Consider the following 20175-nt stretch of genomic DNA (forward strand, 5'->3'; position numbering starts at 1 on the left):
TAAAATCAAGCCAGTTCGACTCCATCTCCATCCTTAATTCTTTCCTGAACGTTCAATGCCTCCGTTGCCGGGTCCTGTTACTGACCATAGCTGGGCTCAGTCATTGTTGCTTCACAGCATCGATGTTGGGTTGGTTCTAGCCCTTACTTATCTTGTGCTCCTCATCATTGGGGAGCGCCGCACATTATGGATGGTTCGAGGGCTAATTGTCCTGATGTTAGCCGCAGCAGTAAGTAATAGGTTAGGGTTGACGCTATTGAGTTTTGTGCTAGAAAAGTTGGTGGTTGGCTCAGCTGTGGCAATGGCTGTCATCTTCCAATCAGAGTTTCGTCGATTTCTTGAACAGTTAGGTAGAGGAGAGATTGTGCAGTTGTTTCAAGGACAACGACGTCCCACTCCTAAGCCTGACAGTGTAATCAATGAAATCGTAGACGCGGTCAAAGAGTTGTCTCAAAATCGAGTTGGCGCTTTGATAACTTTAGAAACTAATGGTCCAATTGATGAGCGGGATGTTTCTGTACCGGGTGTTCAGCTAAATGCTGAAATTTCTAAAGAACTACTGCAAACCATTTTCCAAACAACTACGTTGTTACACGATGGAGCGGTATTAATTCGTGGCTCTCGGGTTGTAGCTGCGGGGGTAATTTTGCCTCTTTCTGAGCGCACAGCCTCTCGGAAGCTGGGGACCCGCCATCGGGCTGCGATGGGAATTACAGAACGTGTCGAAAATTGCCTTTGTATTGTTGTATCTGAAGAGACGGGTTCAATTTCTTTGGCGGAAAAAGGAGGATTGTACCGACCACTAACTAGCACAAAACTCAAACAATTGCTAGAGGAACGATTTTCCCCAGTCGTGGATCGTGAGGTAGTTGCTCCAGGTCTACGCAACCTAGGTCGCCAATTCAAGTCCCAGGGACGGGTGCTAGTTTCACGTTTCCTCCGTCTTCCATCATCAACGTCTCAAGAGAAAAAATAACTGCTATGCAAACTATCCTAAACAAATTACCAAGCGACCTTTCACCAGACCGTTTGCCTAGGCATGTGGCAGTGATTATGGATGGCAATGGTCGCTGGGCAAAACGCCGAGGACTACCTCGGGTTATAGGACATCGGCAAGGGGTGGAGGCTCTCAAAAAACTACTTCGTTGTTGTGATGATTGGGGAATCAAAGCCCTGACCGCCTATGCATTTTCTACAGAAAACTGGGGACGCCCCTTAGAAGAGGTGGAGTTTCTGATGACCTTGTTTGAGCGGGTTTTGGCTAGAGAACTTCAAGAAATGATGGAGGAGAATGTTCGGATTCAGTTTGTGGGAAATTTGACCGCCTTACCGCAATCGTTGCAAGCACAAATTGAGCACTCTATGAATGAAACTCTCAATAATACTGGCATTCAGTTTACTGTGGCTACTAACTACGGAGCACGCCAGGAAATTATACAAGCCTGTCGAGCCATTGCTACTCAGGTACAGCTTGGTCACATCCAACCAGATGACATTGACGAAGCCCTATTTTCACGCCATCTCTACACTGCCAATGTCTGTGACCCAGACTTGCTAATTCGCACTAGTGGGGAAATGCGCTTGAGCAATTTCCTGCTTTGGCAAATGGCTTATGGGGAACTTTACATCACAGATACCCTATGGCCGGATTTTGACCGTGGACAGTTTCACCGTGCTTTGTCTACTTATCAGCAGCGCGAACGTCGGTTTGGAAAAGTCTAAGATTGACACTCCCTCACTAAATCACGCGATTATAGTGAGGGATTCTTAAGAGCATAAAACTCTTAATGGCTGAGCCAAACAGCCTCTAAACCCTCCAATAAAATCATCAGGCTTACTTGTATGTTTACGAATTATGTTTAATGCTCCGTTGCAATCGGCGTTGATCAGCCAACCTTTACTAGTCCGGTATAATCCACGCTTTATTCTTTTCCCACTGAATGTGTAACTTTTGGGGTTATCAGCATTCCATACAGGCAATTCATCTTTATCCAAGCTAGATGCTTTACTGGTGTAAGATTCCTCCTGTTCGATCAACTCAATCCCATACCGTTGACAGAGGCTTTCCAGCTTGTCTTTGAACATATAAATCGGAATTTGGGTGAATTTTTGATTGTTTCGCTTGCCCATATTGACCCTCTGTTTTAGGTCAGGGTTGTACCCGATAACAATCTTGCTGATTTTGTTCTGTCTGCACCAACTTACAACATATCTAGCGGCTTTTTTGGTAAAATCTCTGATTTTGTGATTACGTTTTCTTAATAGCCTAGCCTGTCGATTGGTTAAGGTTTTAATACCTTGCAAGTCCTTAATAGACTGAAGTTTGGCGTTGCGTTTGTTATAGAACTGATTCTCAGACTTGATTCTTTTACCGTCAATAATAAATGACTTCTGAGTAGTACTAACACACGTAGCAAAATTATCAAGCCCCAAATCTATTCCTAAGACCTCACCAGTTTGCTCAACTTGGGTTTCAGGGTCATCCTCATAGCAATAGCAAACATCGAAGTACCTAGCGTTCTACTTAGGAAGAACTCGGATTTCTTTAACTGTTTTAGATCTAAGCCTTTCTGGAATAGTAAACTGAACTATTCCATAGTCTTTTTTGAACTGGCGAGACATAGGGACAGTAAATACCCAGTTTTTTTCCGGCAGTTTACTCCAGTCACGCTTCCTTATAGGATAGGGATAACAAGAATGAAGTACCCGTCTTTGGGAAGGTAATTTGGAATCTTGACTTTTTTCTGGTAACCGACCTTAGATTTAAGTTTGATCAGACCAAAGAAAGACTTAAAGGATCTATCAACAATCTTTAAGGTCTGTTGAGCAATATCAGTCGGCAATAATTTGTAGTTTTCATTATCTTTTGAGTGGTGATAATTACTTTCGTATCGTAGATGTTTCCGTTCTTGAAAAAAGTATTGACGGACATTATAAAGTCCCACATTGAACATATTTTTGCTCAAGTGACACATCTGCCTGAGAGCATCAGACTGTTGCTTGTCCAAACGAAGATTATTAACTTGAGTTAGCATTCAGTATTCCCGCTCCCGACACTACTATTATAGCGGGAATCTACAGAACACGCAACAGATCCAGTCTCCAATTCCCAAGGGTCAGAAGTTACCCCAGCGAGCAATCCCTCGCTGGGGCAGCCTTTATGGTTGGGAGGCTTGGCTGAAAAGGGTTAAAACTTTGAGGCGCGACCCATGGCGAATTTAATTCGCCTATGGAAAGCGCGCCTCCATGATTAAGGCTGCCTTATTTTAAGGTTTCGTCTCCGGGCTGTTTGGGTCACCTGCGGGAGCACTTTATACGCCCCGTCTCCCGCGCTTCATGCGCGGGTATAACGGGAGTCCCCTTGGAGTTGAACGATGGTTAAAGGTTTTTTAGTTGCTCGCCTTTGGCGTCCCTTGTAGGGTAGGTTTTTTCGTTAAAGGTTTTTTAGTTGTTCGCCTTTGGCGTTACCGTAGAGTAGGTTTCAGGTTCAAGGTTATAGCTTATAAAAGCTATAGCATTTCTCATAGTTATGAGGTACATTCAATTTTCATTGACCCGACTCCCTACTCCCTCAAACCCAAAGGGTGGGGTACCTCACCCCATTGAAAACTGCTATAGTTGGAACATTCAACCTTCAACCTTCTAACCTTCTAACCTTCAACATTAAACCTTCAACATTAAACCTTCAACCTTCAACCTTCAACCTTCTAACCTTCGCCTTTCGGCCACGCTACGCGAACAACCTTCTAACTTTCAACTCAAGCAGACCCTTCACCGACTAAGGACCACAGAAAACTGCATCTTCTATATCTTTGCGGCTGAGGGAATACTTGAACGATCGTTGAATATCTTGTCCATCTTCCCCAGACTTGAGGTAGCGCACGATTAACTCCTCTACCTCAAGGCAAAGTTCGGCTTTCCAGGTAGGTCGATCAACACGCCAGCAATGTAGATCCTTACTGTCTTGTTCACATCCTAGTCTTTTCAGCCACCTCTCTATTTCAGGTAGAGGGTGGTTATACAAGGGGGTATCACCTGGCGGAAGTGTCATATCGAGTCCGATTAACTATTTATAATTATTGGTGGTACATCAGTATAAAATTTAAAATTGTCAATGGTCACCTGACAATTTTAAATTAACAATTAACACAATTAAAATTTATGGTATCAACCCTATTATAAGGGATTAACTAGAATTATAAGGGATTAACTAGAATTAATATTCTAAGTTATTCTTGATCAGTTATTCTTAGGAATGGTTTATCTGGAGATTTTGGGCTGATTGGTTATTAACCGGTATTTGACTATCCAAATTATCAGGTTTCGCCTGTTGAATAGAATTAATCTCGGGTAAGGTAAGCAAATCATGACCACTGGGTTTAGAAATTAGCAGAGCAGATTCACCTTGGGTTAATCCAATAGCTATGGCTAGTAGTAAGCAGCCTAAAAAGGTTAGTCCTAAAATGAATAGGACAAAAATCTCCCCAGCTGAAAGGGGGCGGTCAGTGGGATCAAGGTAAGCTGAGGACGAGGATCTTGGTGGCTTTTGATTAACTGGATTGTTTAAACTAGGGGGTGGCTGAATAACATTGAGGCGGGAATAACCAATTTTTTGGTCATACATTGCTCGTCGCTCTGGATTACTCAGGGTAGCATAGGCTTCGTTCAGCTTTTGGAATTTAATCGTGGCACTTTCAGTGGGTAAGTCGGTTGTATCAGGATGATAGCGCTTACTGAGTTGCCGATAGGCACGTCGGATAGCTATGGGTGATGCACTAGGGTGCAATCCCAGTATTTCGTAATAGCTCGTGGGGTTTGAGCTTTGGGGATTCCTAATGTTTTGTCTGACCCGATCTTTTGCCACCGCAGTTTTATCCTAACTGGTTAGACAACGCTTTCGATTATTGTGACATCTGGAAGGATGCTGAGCTTTTAATCCTCACACAAAACCCGACAATTCCGGTAAACCAAGGTTAACTTCGTGTATTCTAAGGAGCATGGGAGCGGTTATCCTGACTCGTGCTTAGACGACTCCTTTTCAACTAAGGTTTAGCCAATTCCCTTATATAGAACTCAGGTAGGTTAAATGTGACATGCCACGCCACGAATTGCTGACAACAACAGCCATCCCAAGGTATTAACCCGAAAATCAAACAGAGTTACATCCAGCAGATTGAATAGAGTACAGCTGCCAAAAGCCACCAGATAACTGAACAGAATTAAGTTGTCTTGATGCCAATCTTGTCTAGTGGTAGGGGTCGCAACGGTTGACCAAACCCTTAATAGTTGGATACCTTCAACCATAATCCAGCCAACTAATCCACTCAACATCAGTGTGCCTGGGATGCCAGTTTCAGCAGTCAACATTAGAGGTAGATTATGGGGATGACCAAGCCAGACTTCCATTTGTGACTGGTAAAGAGGAGTGAAATTGCGTAACCCCCAACCCAACCAGGGACGTTCCTGAATCATTGACCAAGTAAATTGCCACTGGGTTGTCCTCAAGGTAGCGATGGGCCGGTCGGGATACAACTGGTCAGACAATCGCATCCAAAAGTATGCTGGGACAATACTACGCAGCCATTGACGCCCTAGCATTGGACCAAATGATGCCCACAGAACACTACCAACAGCAGCAGTAACTGCTGTGACCAGCCAGTACCAACCTAAGTAAAGGGCAAAGGCAAGGCAAGCCAAAACAGCGATTATCCAAGCATTGCGGGAGTTGGTCAAAACTAGTGCGATCGCATTACCGATCACCACCACACTCAAGAACAACAGCGGATAATCGAATCGATGCCAGCTCCAACGCCTAGCTTGAAACCTCTCAATCCACAGCCCTATCCCTAAAATTAATGGTATTTGTAGATAAGCGGCTAGGATATTGGCATACAAAAACACTGAATCCATCCGACCTGGAGGATTCCCGTTAGCTACCAAGGTTGAACCAAAGACTAGTGATAATAGTTTTGGGCTAGTCCAACCCAAAACCATCTGAGCAAAACCCATTATAGTTACTGCTAGGGAAGGAATAACTAGAATCCAGGCTAATTGCCTCAGCTGTGCTGGGGTTTTGATTAGGGTAGACAAACCAGCGAAAACGGCGAAGAAGGGGATAAAATTCCCTAAACCTAGGAACGCTTCTGTGGGGTTAAATGCTAAGCTAGCAGTAATGAGCAGCCAGATACTCAAAATAGCCAATCCCCAGTTTAGGGGTTTTGAGATTATACTGGTGTACTTTTGCCGCCAAGTATCTCCCACAGCTAGAACTAACCCCACTGCGCCTAAAGCTGGAAATAGGGGAAAGATAAGAGTTCCCAGCTTAGCGCACTTCCAACCTATTTGTAGGTGATTGTTTGGATGTCTATTCTTTCCCAAGAACCAATTAACCACTAACCACTACTATCAATCTAAACTGGTTCCCAGCACTCAGCACGAGTCAGGCGAATTTGTGCTAAGGTTAAGATTGTTGGAATAATCCGACCGTAGTTGGTTGCGATCGCTCTCCAGCCTAAGTCAACGAAGAAATAGCTCCACATGATCGGACCTAGGCAGGCAAAAACACTCCGAGTAACCCCATAACGAGCAGCACTGAGTGCCATTCCCTGTCGTGCTGTTTGTACTGTCAAGTAGTTCTGAAACTGAGCTGCTGCTGCCAAACCCCCCTTCACTAGGGCTTGTTTAGCCACCTGATAGCGAGCGAAATGCAGGGCAAACTGGCGTGCCACCTGTTGCAGTATTATTGGCTTTAGAATCGAGGTCAATGCTAGGGCGCTACCACCTTTGAGTAAAAAGTCGATAGGATTGTGCTGGATTTGTACAGGTAAGGGTTCAGGGAGTTTTGACTTAGCTAAGCATTTCTGTACCTGTACTGTTAGGGATTGCTGCTCTTGGGTTGGTAAGCGTTTCCAGGTTTTCTCCATTAGGTGAAGAAATATTTCTGCTTCCAAGTCAGTTGTAGTCAGACGTTGAGAATAAGGAATTTTGAGGTAACGACAAACTTGAATCAGGGCTTGTCGGTAGGTTACTTCACTCGTGCGTCCCTTGAGTACTGTTACCCCATCTGCTGCCAAGAAGCGAAATCGGTCTTCCAGGGAATCCAACCAAGCTTCACGGTTTTGGCTTTGGATATCGATTGGGTCAGGGAGCTGAAGGTAATCTAAAGGATTAAACCTACGACAGAATAGAATGTCTGTCACTTGTTGTAATTCTTCAACGGTTGCTAACTCTAACGCAGTTCTCAGCTCATCCAACGTTCTTCCCTCCACAACCCCGTTTTTACTGCTGTCCTCTATTCTACTCCTATCATTTTTCTAGTAGGAGTTTGAATCTACTTTGATGTAGTAAGCTGTTAGGCCTTTGGCAGCTATGCTGAAGCGACGGCTGCGCCTTCATGGGGGGATTTGTCCCACTCGCGCTTTGCATCAAGATACGGAAAAGAGTTTCAGGTTTTTTTTTGATTTAATAAAGCGATGCAGTCGGCCCCACGCGGGTTTCCATCACTCGCGCTTGGGATCAAGACAATGTCGTTTAAATGCCCGACAGCTTATGAATGAGAAAAGGATGGTCGATAACCCTCAATTCTTCAGCCTTTACAGGCAAGGGGTGAATCAAAGATGTAAGGATCTTGCCATCCGCTCTACCATTGAGCTACCTGCCCCATTTATTTGTTGGTGTAGCGGAGCGGGATTTGAACCCGCAACCTCCGGTGAATCAAGGGTGGGGTTCGTTTAGAAGACGATAACCCTCAATTCTTCGGCCCTTTCGGGCAAAATTGGCGCTCTCCCATTGAGCTACCCGTTACAGAACAAGCTAAACCCAAACCAGATTGCTAAATGAGTTGCTTGAGTTACTTTTATATGACATTTGTAATATAAAAAATGAAGCGTCAAGTTTGGCTCTTCCGTACTTGTTATGCTAAATTAACACTTTGCCAAAGGGACTGAGGCCGTAGGCCACGCGGGGCGCGTTCGGAGCAGGGACTTCGGAGCAGGAGGAAGAGGCAGCTATATGGGAAAAATTTATGGTTAAATAGCCTCATAACCCTTACACAGTAAGCTTTTCGGGGGGGGGTAAACTATAAATTTAGCATAGTAGGTACTGAAGAACCTCAAGTTTTTAGGGGCAAGATGAGTCAAGAAATTTACCGCGATTGGCGCAGTCGTTTGACTCCAATGGTTTGGCTCGAATTAGGGTTATGTTGCGATCGCAACAGAAGTCTTTACACTTACCAGAGCCGATCCGGATCAGTATGCTACTCTGGTAAACGGTGACTACATTAAAACTTCCGATACCCAGAAGCCAGAAGATTTTGACGAAACTTTCATTGATGAAGAGGCGAGTTCAAGTTAAACCCAATTCTAAACATCAAAAGATAGAAGACTCAGACGATGGGACACTCAAGGTGCATTTGAAGTCACCACCTGTAGATGGCAAGGCCAATCAGGAGTTAATTGAGTTGCTGGCTCAAAGGTTTAAAGTACCAAAGTCTCGTATCCAAATTAAGTCAGGTTTATCCTCAAGGAATAAATTGATTGAAATCAACACCAATGCCTAGCTAGCTGCAATAGGTCACCCATGACCAATACCGTCAGGATTAGCCCAAATGTAACTTAAATCCCTGGAATTGGAGGATTTAGCCGAAAATACAACCATCCAAAATCCAAAAATCCCAGTTGATAGCCTTCGTGCTAAGCACGGAGCTAGAGTCCAAACAGAGCCAGACTGACAAGCAATCGGATATGCTTAGTTTTGGTGTATTAGTATCTTATCGAAACAACACAAGTGTCAATCTCTTCATCTACTGCCCCACAAGTCAGCACACTTCAGAAAACTGTAGTTACTATCGTTATCGCCATGTCCCCTGTGGGAGTAATCGCTGCGATAGTAGTTATGTTCCTTGAGAAACTGAACGTCCAGCCTCTCGATATTGGTCTTTTTCTCGGGATGTACATCCTGAATTTCATCGGGATTACCGTCGGGTATCACAGGCTTTTTAGCCATCGTGCCTTTCATACTGGACCCTTTATAAGGGCATTCTTAGCCATTGCTGGATGTATGGCAGCTCAAGGACCAGTCACTAGCTGGGTTCACCATCATCGCTGCCATCATATTTACTCTGACCAAGACGGAGACACTCACTCACCCCATCTTCACCAGGGAGGATTTTGGGGATTTATCCAAGGGTTTTGGCATTCCCATATTGCTTGGATTGTGAATGTGGATTGGCAGCCTCCCTATAAGTATGCTCCTGACCTAATCAAGGACAAGCTGATCCGAAGAATAGACAACCTCTACGTCTTTTGGGTATTGCTGTCCCTGTTAATTCCTGGTTTCCTGGGTGGAGTCTTGACTGGTTCTGTCTCAGGAGTCTTAGGTGGTTTAATCTGGGGCGGAGCATTTCGGATTTTTCTGGTTCGTCAAATCACCTTTTGTGTCAACTCAGTTTGCCACCTGTGGGGAAACGAGCTGTTTACTACCTCTGATATGAGCAAGAACAATCCTATCGTCGCCATCTTGACCCTTGGTGAAGGGTGGCACAATAATCACCATGCTTTTCCCAACTCAGCAAGATTTGGACATTATTGGTGGCAACTTGACCTGGGTTGGTTCTTCATCCTGCTGCTTCAGCGCTTAGGACTGGCCTGGAATGTCAAATTACCATCCTCAGACCAACTGCAACCTAGAAACATCTAATCCCAGGATTAAGAATTTCAGGTGAACTACCTTTCGCTGCGCACGCCCCTCGCGAGGGGCTTTCTAATTCACGGGGTACTGTCTTGTAGACACTTGATAGATAATCTCTCTAGATGTTCCCTCCCCCTGTTAAACTAGAAAAGGCTATGTTGCTCAAAGCTAAGGTTTTAAAGCCTTGGAATTCAAGACCAAGCTGCGCTATGGTCGTGGCTAGGATGTCAAATCCAGGAGAAAAACATTCGTGCTAACACTGGGCGTAAATATCGACCATATTGCCACAATTCGTCAGGCACGGCGCACTGTAGAACCTGACCCAGTGGCAGCAGCGGTGTTGGCAGAGCTTGCTGGTGCGGATGGCATCACCGCACATCTAAGAGAGGATCGACGTCACATTCAAAATAGGGACATTGCTCTGTTAAGACAAACGGTGCGAACTCATCTGAATTTGGAAATGGCACCTACCGATGAAATGGTAGCGATCGCTCTAGATGTCAAACCCGATTACGTTACCCTCGTACCAGAAAAACGAGAAGAAGTGACTACCGAGGGAGGGCTAGATGTAGCAGGGCAAATGCCTCGCCTTACTGAGGTTGTAGCCCAGTTACAGAACACTGGCATTCCCGTTAGCTTATTTATAGACGCTGATCCCGCCCAAATCGATGCTTCTGCTAAAACAAAAGCTAAATTTATTGAGCTCCACACGGGGAGTTATGCAGAAGCTACTGATGAAGTCAGTCAGGCTAAAGAATTAAAAGTTTTGGCCTCCGGATGCCAACAAGCGATTGCTGCTGGCTTACGAGTCAATGCTGGTCATGGTCTTACCTACTGGAATGTTTACCCGGTTGCTTGTATCGAAGGTATGGAAGAACTCAATATTGGTCATAGCATCATTGCTCGGGCATCTCTGGTGGGTATAGAACGGGCGGTCAGAGAAATGAAACAAGCGATGCAAGGTAAATTTTGAGCTTTCCTCAGTAACTGAAACTATGCAAACTTACTACTACGTTTTAGCCAGTCAACAATTCCTTGAAGAAGAACCATTGGAGGAAGTACTTCGGGAACGTACCAGGCACTACCATGAACAGGAAAAAGAAATAGACTTTTGGTTAGTCAACCAGCCAGCATTCTTGGAAAGTTCCCAAATGTCCCAGGTCAAGCAGGAATGTCCGCAACCAGCAACGGCGATAATTTCTACTAATCCTAAGTTCATCACCTGGTTAAAGCTGCGCCTAGAATTTGTCAAAACTGGTGAATTTCAGGCACCATCAGATAGTATACCTGACCCTCTAGCGTCTCTGGCATCAGTTTGATGGTTAGTTTTTTGCTTCCAAGACAGTGGCTATGGGTCTACTTTCTAATCATCTATGACCAGGGAAACAATACAGTTTATTTTACAAATTTTATCGATAGCACTGGCTGCTTTAGCTGGTGTCTTTGATTCGGTTTATGCTCAACCAATAACTCCTCAATGCCAACCACCACAAAACGGTGAGTACATTTTGTTAGTGCTTAGCCGAACTAGGAAAAATCACGAACAAATTCAACGAATTTTACCCAACACTGCAAAAACTAATTTTTGTCAATATTTGGAAGACATAGTAACTCGCGTTGGGGGTTTCAGAGGGATTAACGATGCTAAAGATTGGGCACGCTATCTGGATCAGGTAGTTGGATACTCAGCTTTTGTAGTTCAATCTCCACCGTCAAGCCAGCCTAATACTATACAGACTGCTACTATACAAGGTTATACTCCTCAGGGATTGGGTGATGGTTATGCAGTTCTGGTGGACTACTTCAATCAACCAGAAGTGGCATCCCGACTAGAGCAACTACTGGGCGTCAATGTTGGCTTGGTTTCTTATGCTCAGCGACCTTACTTACTGACAGTACACACAACTAGTGAAACCCAAGCTAACTCAATCTTAAGGCGACTGAGCGCAGGGGGGTTTTGGGCAATGGTTGTTGATAGTCGCCGAGTTACCCTACTAAAACGTAAGGTGGTTCGCTTTTAACTAGTTCCGCTTGAACTAGTTAATGGCAAATTACTAATTAAAATTACTAATTAACATGATTAATAAGCCGTTGCTGCTATACAAGAAATAGCGATACCTAACACCAAACCAACAAGCACCTGAAAGGGTGTATGACCTAATAATTCCTTAAGGCGGTCTTCTTTCAACTCTTTGTCTTCGCTAAAAAACTGATCGATAATTTGGTTGAGAATTCGAGCTTGCTTACCGGCAGCTTGCCTGACACCAGCAGCATCATACATGACTATGATGGCAAACACTAAAGCGATCGCAAATTCTGGAGAAGCCCATCCCACCGTTTGTCCTACACCAAATGCTAAGGCAGTGACGAATGCTGAGTGAGAACTAGGCATTCCACCAGCAGTCACCAGTATCCGAAGATTAAGTTTGCGATTTTTGGTTAGATCAACCAAAAATTTAAATAGTTGAGCCACCAGACAAGCGATGAGCGCAACCAGCAACACCTGGTTGTTTAGGATGTCGCTAAAGTCCTGCATAATTATTTACTTTAAATTGGTCATTGGTCATCGGTAACTCAGCATTGGGGAAACGATTAAGGATGAAGGATCAAGTATGAAGTTATGAAGTATGTTCCCCCGATAGCGTCCCTTCTAGGGTATAATTAAGGATGAAGTATATTTGTTTTTGGTGTTCCTGTAGGCTAGGATTAAAGACTTCATCCTTTAACTTTCGTTGGCCTTACCCCAATACCAAGTACCTTAATGAGTGCGATTCACAATAAAGTCAGCGATCGCAATCAGGGGTTGAGCCTTTTCCCCAAAGGATTCAATTTGAGCTTTTGCCTCATTCACCAGCTCCTGGGCTTTGGCTTTTGATGCCTCTAGCCCCCATAGGCTAGGATAAGTAGCCTTTTGTGCTTTAATATCCTTACCTGCTGTTTTACCTAGTTCCTCCTGGGTAGCAGTTATATCTAGGATGTCATCGACAATTTGAAATGCTAAACCAATATTTTGGGCATATTTGGATAGCCTTTGTAAGTTAGCTGCCGTTGCCCCTGCCAATATTCCACCACAAACTACACAGGCTTCTAGCAAAGCACCAGTTTTATGAGTATGGATAAAGGAGAGGGTTTCTTCTTTAATATCCGACTTACCTTCTGATTCGAGATCAAGCACTTGACCCCCAACCAATCCCGATGCTCCGACTGCTTTAGCCAACCAAGCAACTACCTGCAAAACTTGGGGAGCTGGTACATTTTTAGTTTGAGCCGCCGCATATTCAAATGCATAAGCTAATAAACCATCACCTGCGAGGATGGCAATGTCCTCACCAAATACTTTGTGGTTAGTTAGTTTACCCCGACGGTAATCGTCATTGTCCATTGCTGGTAGGTCATCATGAATCAATGACATGGTATGGATCATTTCCAGAGCGCAGGAGGTTGGCATTGCCATCTCCACCGTGCCACCCATCAGCTCACAGGTAGCTAGGCACAGAATCGGGCGCAAGCGTTTACCTCCAGCCAACAGAGAATAGCGCATTGCCTCGTAAATTTTGTCCGGCTCCATTCGGGGCAGAGCCTGGTCTAAAGCTGACTCAATTAGAGCCTTTCGCTCTTTTAAGTAAGTTAGTAAGTCTAAACTTGGGGATTCCCTCTTGGGGGTAGGTCGCCCCTCCGTCGCTACCATGCCTTGATTCCTTGATTATCTGATTCCTCTAACAATTTTACGGGGCTGGGGGTCTTCTTGAAACTACCTTGTCTAATTCTCCTACTTCTCGTTTGATGAACAAAACTCTTTACTGATGCTAATTAGGATTGTCGAGTTTTGAAATTTATGAAATTTATCAGTAGCGCTAAACTAGAGTCTAACCCTCTCAAACCCAACATTTAATATGTTCGTAAAACTTACAACACAGATTTATAATAGTTTTATATTTTATAGCTTTCAGTCTTCTTAATTAGTTCTTTTGTTGACCAGGCCTGCTGTGACATGAAATTATTTTAATCATAAACAACGGTTTGATTGATTGTTGTCAATCTTCACGAGAGCAAAACTGTTCAAGAATACCTCTTTGTATAACTAAGGATCGTATTATTTAGTAGCATAGCCACTGTCATCGGTCCGACGCCACCAGGGACAGGGGTAATATATCGGGCTATTTCCTGAACAGAGTCAAAGTGGACATCTCCCAGAAGACGAGATTTTTCTTGTTGATCACTAACGCGATTGATACCAACATCAATTACGACAGCACCTGGTTTTACCATGTCACTGGTAATCAGTTGAGGTCGTCCCACAGCTGCTACCAAAATATCAGCGCGACGTGTCAGCTCCCCCAGATCTTGGGTGCGCGAATGAGCAATTGTTACTGTAGCGTTGGCTTCTAGTAGCATCAGTGCTAGGGGTTTACCTACTAAAATACTACGTCCTACCACTACTGTCTTTTGACCAGACAAATTAATCTGGTACTCTTGCAACAGGCGCATTATCCCTGCTGGTGTACAGCTACGTAAACCAGGGTCTCCCCGCAGCAGACGACCTAGATTAACAGGGTGTAATCCATCAGCATCTTTATCCGGATGGATTTGGTGCAGTAATGAAACAGCATCTAGGTGGTCGGGTAAGGGCAGCTGGAGCAGAATTCCATCTACACGCTGATCTTGATTGAGCGAGTTAATGGTTTCCTCGAGTTCTGTTTGGGAGGTGTTACTGGGAAAATGACGACCAAATGAAGCAATGCCCACCTTAGCACAGGCACGTTCCTTATTACGAACATAGGCAGCGCTAGCAGGGTTGTCACCTACCATCAACACTGCTAATCCAGGAGGTCGTCCATGTTTCAACATCAGCTTCTGTGTCTGTTCTTGCAGCTGGGTCTGAATTTTTTTAGCTATGGTCTTACCATCGAGTATGTTCGTCATTGGTCAATTGGGTTAAACAGTGTAGACGGGTGTACAGATGCTGCCTACTTGGGTTAGAACATTGTAGATGCATGGAGCGACTTACCTTAGGCTGGGGAACGAACATTCAAGTTTCAACCTACTTCCTTTTTCACTCCTCCAAACAGAGTTCATTGGCAACTGACAACTGAAAACATCATAGGATTTCAATATGCCAACTAAGTATTGGTCAACTCTTTTACCGTTTTGGGTTTTACTTGTAGGAGCCGGGACTGTTGGCTGTAGTCCCTTAGCCCATAATGGCATTCATCAGCTTAATATTAGCTACCCTGGTGTAAAGGTCACAAAAATCGGTGAAATACCACAAAATCAGAATACTATCGATACAGTCTACCTTCGGGGTAAAGTTACTAATCAAGCACCACTTTTAGATGCGAATGCTTATGAACTCAAAGATGCAACTAGTACCATTTGGGTAGTCTCTCAGGGAACTTTGCCCAATATCGGTGATCAAGTCTTGATCCACGGTAAGGCTCAATTTCAAAGCATTCCCATTGCTGGACAAGATTTGGGTGAATTCTTTATTCAAGAGCTTGAGCAGCTACAACGGCAAGTCTATCAACCCAAGTCCCCCTTACTTCCAAGACCCACAGATGAGCAGTAAGCAAGTTCAAGTAGCGATCGCTATTCTCTATCGGCAAGGTCAGTTTCTGATGCAGCTACGGGACAATATTCCTGGTATTCTTTACCCCGGTTTGTGGGGTTTATTTGGGGGGCACATAGAACCCGGAGAAACCCCAATCGAAGCTCTCAGGCGGGAATTGCTGGAAGAAATTAGCTATGCACTACCCTCAGCATCTTTGTTTGGCCATTATCCTGAACCCCATGTGTTACGTCATGTTTTTGCAGTACCCCTGACCGTGGAAGTCTCACAATTGGTCTTAGGGGAAGGCTGGGATATGGGGTTGTTGACTCCTGAGCAGATTCGCCAGGGGGAGTCTTATTCTGCCAAGGCTGGTCAAGTGCGACCCCTTGGTCCTGCTCATCAGCGTATTCTACTGGATTTTCTGGAGAAGCGATCGAGCTTGGTATAAGCGCCCTTTTAACCGGAAACCTGGGCAAGAACAACCAGATCACCTACCCTAAACCCAGGGCCAAAGGCGAACAACTGGATAACCTTAAACCTTCAACCTTTCACGGACAACACAGCATGATTGACCATAGGTCACGTTGCGCGATCGAGCATGCTTGTTGTCCTTTTTGTGATCTTGGGCATTTCTTTGCACAACCGCGACTAAAAAGCGATTGATGAATTGCCTTTAATTGGTTAAATAATTCCGGTAACAGTGCTTATCAGTATTAAATAGGCTATAATAGTACTAAATGCGCGAGCAACTTCACATTAATGGCACCGTGGATACTCATACCCCAAACCACATCACCCCTCAAGCTGACCACCTGACCATTACTACAGCAAACCTACTGGAGGCTTTTGCTGATTTCCTGGATATCGATGTGGCAGCAGGAGATGCTGCGGCTGATACTGTTAATACCTACCGCCGCCAGGTTCAGCAATTTGTGAACTGGTGCGATCGCATAAATCTTCATCCAGCCGCAGTTACTAAAGACGACATTAAGCGTTACCGCCGCTGGATGGTAGAAACTAAAAAATTTAAGCCAGCAACGGTATCACTAAAGTTATCAGTTGTCAAGCGTTTTTATCAAGCTGCTGTGGAAAAAGGACTGATTACGATCAATCCAGCTCTTGGGGTGAAACCGCCACGGGAAAAGCTGGACCCGGCGGCAAGGATTACCTATTTGGAAAAGCCTGAAGTTGAGAAGTTGTTAGGAGCGATAGTGAATGATGGTAGCCTTAAGGCAAAGCGGGATAAACTTCTGCTGGCAATCATGATATTGGAAGGTCCCCGTAGCATTGAGTTACATCGAGCAAATGTCTCTGATGTAGTTAAGCAGGGGGGTAATCTGGGAATTCGGGTCGAAGGGAAGCGTAATATTAGAATAGTGCCATTAACACCAGATCTTGCTGACTTGCTAATGGCTTATCTCGAAGCAAGGGCAGAAAATGGGGAAGTGGTCAAACCATCCAGTCCTTTATTTATAGCTGTTGGAAACAGGGCGGGTGGCAAGCGGATTTCCCGGCGGGGGATTCGGCTAGTTGTAGATAGCTATTTAGAGCAAACTAACCTTAAGCAAACACCAGGAAGAACTATATCAGCCCATAGCTTGAGACATACGGCAGGTACCTTAGCTCTGCGTTCTGGTGCTGAGTTACGGCAAGTGCAAGATTTGTTGGGACATGCCGATCCCAGAACAACTTGTATTTATGCCCATGTCGCAGATCGCTGGGAAAATAATCCAGCATTGAAGCTGGGAATTAACCTATCGTGATCATGTGATCATCTAGAGGGGAAATGAATAGCTAACTAATTATTTTGGCAACTGGGGAACAGTGACTGGAACTCCTCCTTGGTGAAGGGATTGGCTTAAACAACTCAGAATCTGTACCAATTGAGCACCAACCCAGACCAGAAGATATTGATGAAGGTTGGGACAAGCGGACACTGTTAAGAAAGCGATCGCATACTGAATAAAGTGGTTCAAGTGATTCGAGATCAAGAACTTCACGATGTTGACCAGCAGGGATAAAGTACTCCCGTTCTGTTCAAAATAACCATGTTGGATAGTTAGGGGTGCTTGGGCAACCATTTCATCAAAAATCAAGGTTCCCTGTGTTCCTACAATCCCAAGCCGCCGTTGTTTATCTGGATTGAGCCAGCACAGATGAATAAATGCTTGAAAGCCAGTGGGATAGCTAAGTGTGAGCTGAACTAAGTCAGCTAGTCCTTGAGGAGTTGAAGGTTGAGGGGTTGAAGGTTGAAGGTTAGCAGGTTGAAGGTTAGCAGGTTGTTCGCCTTTGGCGTTCCCGTAGGGTAGGTTAGCAGGTTGTTGAGGGGTAAGTGATTGACTACAGCCTTGGTTATCTTCAGAACTTTCAACGGGCAACTGGCTAACTTGAAACTCTTTTTCAACCGGCAACTGGCTAACTTGAAACTCTTTTTGAAACTGTAGCCACACCCTACCATTAGCTTGGACTTGAACAGGTAGCTGTCCTAAGCAATGGTTGAAAATAGCAATGTCGTGAATGGCTAAATCCCAGAGAGAATCTACATCTTGACGTACTGGTCCTAAGTTAGTACGGGCGGCGTATCCATAGCGTAAGTCTCCTAAGCATCCCGAGTGAACAACTTCTTGAGCACGCTTGACCGCTGGGTGAAATAGATAGGTATGGTCAACCATGAGCTGTCGCTGGTTTTCTTGAGCCAGGTGGCACAATTCTAGACACTCAGCCACATCAAGGGTTAAGGGTTTTTCTGCTAGGACGTGTTTCCCCTGGTTTAGAGCATCCTTAATTATGGTGTAATGGGTAACTGCTGGAGTAGCAATTACTACTGCCTCAATTGTCGGGAGATCCCGTATCGATTCCCAATCTGTTGCCAAACGTACCTCAGGAGCTAGGTTATATTTATCTTTAATAGCTGCCAAGGTTTCTGGGTATGGATCAACCACTGCCACTAAGCAAGCATCAGGGTGTGCCAAGAAATTCCTGACCAAGTGTTTGCCCCAGCGACCTGCTCCCAATATCGCTACTCCGGTTTGTTTCATTTTTCGCCTCTCAATTCCAGAAATGCCTGTTTGGCTGCTGCTTGTTCCGCAGCTTTTTTCGATCTTCCTGTACCTTCACCTAATTGTCGATTTTGTAGCCAGACTTGGGCAGTGAAGCGGTTGTTTGCCCCATGCACTTGTAGGTTTTCGGTCAGATGATACTTTGGGAGCAGTTTGTAGTGAGCTTGAGTCCATTCCTGAAGAGCATCTTTGTAGTTTTGGCGGGCAGGGTCTTGACGAATTTCAGTAGTGAGTTTTTGTAAGTGAGGGTCTAGCCAAGGACGGACTAATTCTAGGGTATGGGTACTTAAATATAATGCTCCCAATATTGCTTCAAAGGCATCAGCTAAGCGGGATGTTTCGCCAACTTTGTCCCCAGCGGCACTATTGGAAACGAGTAAATAACGCTCTAGACCATAGCTGCGAGCGAGTTGAGACAGAATGCGATCGCTTACCAGTACGGAACGAATGGCAGCAAACTCACCAACGGAAGAGTTGGGATAATTTTCCCATAGCCATTCTGAGCTAGCTAAACGTATTACAGCATCACCAACAAACTCCAACTGCTCATAGTTGTCTTCTGCTGAGATACTACAATGAGTCAGTGCTAAATCTAGCAACGACCAATTCACAGCTGTAGTTTTAGATAGTCCTAACTTTTGAACTAACTTCTCTAATTGTTTCTGACGACGGGGATCTTTGATGGTCATGGGTGTCTGTTGTCGTGAGTCGGAAAGTCCTTTGTGACTAACCAGAGTCTGCTGGGAGTACTCATTACTAACGACTAATAGCTAAATTGAGAGAAAGTCGGACATAAGCCGGGTTCTGTTCTCCCTAGCAACAATGAAAAAGCTACTAAAGAGGGTGGTTATCTATCTAGGACGGCTGTTACCAGACGCCTCATGCGGTTCTCCATATCCGGAACTGGTAAAAGACCAACCGTAGTTCCTCTCGACCTTGCTCCCAACCGGGGTTTACCGAGCCAGCACCTCTCGATGCTGCTGGTGCGCTCTTACCACACCTTTGCACCCTTACCTGTGAAAGAATCAGGAAAAAGGCCGGAAGAATTTATTCTTCCTGGAGCCTTCTACCTTTATCCTTCCCATCGGCGGTATGTTTCTGTGGCACTATCCTCACGGTCACCCGCACTGGGCGTTACCCAGCAAGTTTGGTCTTTCGGGAGCCCGGACTTTCCTCAGACTCGCAGAAAAATGCGAATCCGCAACCACCTGCGCCTACTTTCTCTCTACTCTAGTTTAGACTTGATTAGCAGTTGGTTGTTAGCTGCTGGAGTTAGAGTCAATTTAGAGGCACAGAGCATTATCTGTCCCAGGAGCAGCAACTAGGGAAATGCGATGGGACGTTGGAGCCGCTGCGCGAACGCAAAAGCTAATCCTCTAGAATTTGTTGGATTACACTCCTAAGATCTTTGTCATCAGGGCGTTTTGTGAACTGTTTATGACTGTAAATCCAAACAAGTTTGATAACTGATTTACTTGTATTAACTAAATACATCAATCTGATTTGTCCAGAAGCGCCTTGGCCAAACTTCAACTCAAGCTTATGAAATGTCCATCCTTCAGGTAACTTACTCGTTTTTGGGAAAGGTTCTTGACGGGAATTTCTAGGATATGGGTTCTCTATTAAATTGTCTAGGACTTGCGTGACAAGCAAAAAAAAGCTATTTTTGTGAACTTTGTGATCTTTGGCAAGTTTTTTCAAAGAACGATAAAAATTCTGTGAGTTTTCAGTGTCAATCGAGAAGGGATTTGATCCAGTCACTCACTTCTCCTTTACCAATAAGATTTGAAGATGATGAAGCAAAAGCGTCCTCCAAAACTTTTGACATCACCGATTCATATGCGGGGTGCTCACGTTCTATTTCATCAAGTTTCTGCTTAC

At 44.7% G+C, this 20175-nt stretch carries 21 protein-coding genes, 1 tRNA gene, 1 other RNA gene and 1 pseudogene; 11 read left to right on the forward strand and 13 right to left on the reverse strand.

Annotated elements, in window-relative coordinates; genetic code table 11:
• Window positions 1-55: 55 nt before the first annotated feature.
• Window positions 56-976, forward strand: a complete 921-nt coding sequence (gene cdaA / locus LYNGBM3L_RS05255; RefSeq protein WP_008179944.1) for a diadenylate cyclase CdaA — start codon at window positions 56-58, stop codon at window positions 974-976.
• Window positions 973-1722, forward strand: coding sequence for an undecaprenyl pyrophosphate synthase (uppS, locus tag LYNGBM3L_RS05260; protein ID WP_044492301.1), 750 nt, complete (start codon window positions 973-975; stop codon window positions 1720-1722). Before cdaA ends, uppS begins: the two co-directional genes overlap by 4 nt.
• 45 nt (window positions 1723-1767) lie before the next feature.
• Here uppS and LYNGBM3L_RS50125 read toward each other — a convergent pair.
• Window positions 1768-3035: pseudogene (locus LYNGBM3L_RS50125) on the reverse strand (RNA-guided endonuclease InsQ/TnpB family protein).
• Window positions 3036-3584: 549 nt separating this feature from the next.
• Here LYNGBM3L_RS50125 and LYNGBM3L_RS39780 point away from each other — a divergent pair.
• Window positions 3585-3782: a hypothetical protein gene (locus tag LYNGBM3L_RS39780; RefSeq protein ID WP_131827220.1), complete on the forward strand. Its 198-nt coding sequence runs from the start codon at window positions 3585-3587 to the stop codon at window positions 3780-3782.
• Here the strand turns inward: LYNGBM3L_RS39780 and LYNGBM3L_RS05270 are convergent.
• From LYNGBM3L_RS05270 to LYNGBM3L_RS42465, 5 genes are all read right to left on the reverse strand, one after another.
• Window positions 3779-4051, reverse strand: a complete 273-nt coding sequence (locus LYNGBM3L_RS05270; protein ID WP_008179948.1) for a DUF3143 domain-containing protein — start codon at window positions 4049-4051, stop codon at window positions 3779-3781. The two genes, LYNGBM3L_RS39780 and LYNGBM3L_RS05270, sit on opposite strands and share 4 nt — an antisense overlap.
• Before the next feature lie 198 nt (window positions 4052-4249).
• Window positions 4250-4864, reverse strand: a complete 615-nt coding sequence (locus LYNGBM3L_RS05275; protein WP_008179949.1) for a J domain-containing protein — start codon at window positions 4862-4864, stop codon at window positions 4250-4252.
• Window positions 4865-5082: 218 nt separating this feature from the next.
• Window positions 5083-6279: an O-antigen ligase family protein gene (locus tag LYNGBM3L_RS05280; protein WP_229414315.1), complete on the reverse strand. Its 1197-nt coding sequence runs from the start codon at window positions 6277-6279 to the stop codon at window positions 5083-5085.
• A gap of 131 nt (window positions 6280-6410) precedes the next feature.
• Window positions 6411-7253 carry a YaaW family protein gene (locus LYNGBM3L_RS05285; RefSeq protein ID WP_008179951.1) on the reverse strand — a complete coding sequence of 281 codons (843 nt, stop codon included), beginning with the start codon at window positions 7251-7253 and terminating at the stop codon, window positions 6411-6413.
• Between the two features lie 418 nt (window positions 7254-7671).
• A tRNA-OTHER gene (locus tag LYNGBM3L_RS42465) sits at window positions 7672-7804 on the reverse strand.
• 525 nt (window positions 7805-8329) lie between these two features.
• Between LYNGBM3L_RS42465 and LYNGBM3L_RS05290 the strand changes: the two genes are divergently transcribed.
• The 5 genes from LYNGBM3L_RS05290 (at window position 8330) to LYNGBM3L_RS05310 (ending at window position 11708) form a co-directional block, all read left to right on the forward strand.
• Complete coding sequence (locus LYNGBM3L_RS05290; RefSeq protein ID WP_008179952.1) at window positions 8330-8557, forward strand: DUF167 domain-containing protein; 228 nt, start codon at window positions 8330-8332, stop codon at window positions 8555-8557.
• A 227-nt stretch (window positions 8558-8784) separates the two neighbouring features.
• Complete coding sequence (locus tag LYNGBM3L_RS05295) at window positions 8785-9696, forward strand: acyl-CoA desaturase (protein ID WP_131827221.1); 912 nt, start codon at window positions 8785-8787, stop codon at window positions 9694-9696.
• Between the two features lie 241 nt (window positions 9697-9937).
• Entirely contained in the window at window positions 9938-10660 is a 723-nt protein-coding gene (locus LYNGBM3L_RS05300) for a pyridoxine 5'-phosphate synthase (protein WP_008179955.1), read from the forward strand.
• A gap of 22 nt (window positions 10661-10682) precedes the next feature.
• The gene (locus LYNGBM3L_RS05305; protein ID WP_008179959.1) at window positions 10683-11006 is read left to right on the forward strand and encodes an MgPME-cyclase complex family protein; all 324 of its coding nucleotides are present in this window, start codon (window positions 10683-10685) and stop codon (window positions 11004-11006) included.
• Between the two features lie 54 nt (window positions 11007-11060).
• Window positions 11061-11708: a hypothetical protein gene (locus LYNGBM3L_RS05310; RefSeq protein WP_008179960.1), complete on the forward strand. Its 648-nt coding sequence runs from the start codon at window positions 11061-11063 to the stop codon at window positions 11706-11708.
• 59 nt (window positions 11709-11767) lie between these two features.
• On the opposite strand, the gene LYNGBM3L_RS05315 is transcribed toward LYNGBM3L_RS05310, so the two are convergent.
• The 3 genes from LYNGBM3L_RS05315 to folD all read right to left on the reverse strand — a co-directional run bounded on the left by LYNGBM3L_RS05315 (window position 11768) and on the right by folD (window position 14610).
• A complete protein-coding gene (locus LYNGBM3L_RS05315) occupies window positions 11768-12223 on the reverse strand; it encodes a divergent PAP2 family protein (protein ID WP_008179962.1) in 456 nt (151 codons plus the stop codon).
• Between the two features lie 222 nt (window positions 12224-12445).
• Window positions 12446-13375: a geranylgeranyl diphosphate synthase CrtE gene (crtE, locus tag LYNGBM3L_RS05320; protein WP_008179964.1), complete on the reverse strand. Its 930-nt coding sequence runs from the start codon at window positions 13373-13375 to the stop codon at window positions 12446-12448.
• A gap of 371 nt (window positions 13376-13746) precedes the next feature.
• Window positions 13747-14610 (reverse strand): bifunctional methylenetetrahydrofolate dehydrogenase/methenyltetrahydrofolate cyclohydrolase FolD, encoded by an 864-nt coding sequence (folD, locus tag LYNGBM3L_RS05325; protein WP_008179967.1) that lies wholly within the window; start codon window positions 14608-14610, stop codon window positions 13747-13749.
• A gap of 190 nt (window positions 14611-14800) precedes the next feature.
• Here folD and LYNGBM3L_RS05330 point away from each other — a divergent pair, with 190 nt between their 5' ends.
• The 3 genes from LYNGBM3L_RS05330 to LYNGBM3L_RS05340 all read left to right on the forward strand — a co-directional run bounded on the left by LYNGBM3L_RS05330 (window position 14801) and on the right by LYNGBM3L_RS05340 (window position 16998).
• Window positions 14801-15253, forward strand: coding sequence for a hypothetical protein (locus LYNGBM3L_RS05330; protein ID WP_008179970.1), 453 nt, complete (start codon window positions 14801-14803; stop codon window positions 15251-15253).
• Complete coding sequence (locus tag LYNGBM3L_RS05335) at window positions 15243-15683, forward strand: NUDIX hydrolase (protein WP_008179972.1); 441 nt, start codon at window positions 15243-15245, stop codon at window positions 15681-15683. Before LYNGBM3L_RS05330 ends, LYNGBM3L_RS05335 begins: the two co-directional genes overlap by 11 nt.
• A gap of 289 nt (window positions 15684-15972) precedes the next feature.
• The gene (locus tag LYNGBM3L_RS05340; protein ID WP_008179974.1) at window positions 15973-16998 is read left to right on the forward strand and encodes a tyrosine-type recombinase/integrase; all 1026 of its coding nucleotides are present in this window, start codon (window positions 15973-15975) and stop codon (window positions 16996-16998) included.
• A 39-nt stretch (window positions 16999-17037) separates the two neighbouring features.
• Here LYNGBM3L_RS05340 and LYNGBM3L_RS37890 read toward each other — a convergent pair whose 3' ends face one another.
• From LYNGBM3L_RS37890 to LYNGBM3L_RS05360, 4 genes are all read right to left on the reverse strand, one after another.
• A complete protein-coding gene (locus LYNGBM3L_RS37890) occupies window positions 17038-18273 on the reverse strand; it encodes a Gfo/Idh/MocA family protein (RefSeq protein ID WP_008179976.1) in 1236 nt (411 codons plus the stop codon).
• On the reverse strand, window positions 18270-18983 hold the full coding sequence (gene rnc, locus LYNGBM3L_RS05350; RefSeq protein WP_008179978.1) for a ribonuclease III: 714 nt from the start codon (window positions 18981-18983) through the stop codon (window positions 18270-18272). The genes LYNGBM3L_RS37890 and rnc overlap by 4 nt, the downstream gene beginning before the upstream one ends.
• 89 nt (window positions 18984-19072) lie before the next feature.
• Window positions 19073-19515, reverse strand: an RNA gene (gene rnpB, locus LYNGBM3L_RS34655) — RNase P RNA component class A.
• A 147-nt stretch (window positions 19516-19662) separates the two neighbouring features.
• Window positions 19663-20055 (reverse strand): hypothetical protein, encoded by a 393-nt coding sequence (locus tag LYNGBM3L_RS05360; protein ID WP_044492303.1) that lies wholly within the window; start codon window positions 20053-20055, stop codon window positions 19663-19665.
• Window positions 20056-20175: the final 120 nt, after the last annotated feature.

This window comes from Moorena producens 3L (assembly GCF_000211815.1).
In the GTDB taxonomy this organism is placed as follows: domain Bacteria; phylum Cyanobacteriota; class Cyanobacteriia; order Cyanobacteriales; family Coleofasciculaceae; genus Moorena; species Moorena producens.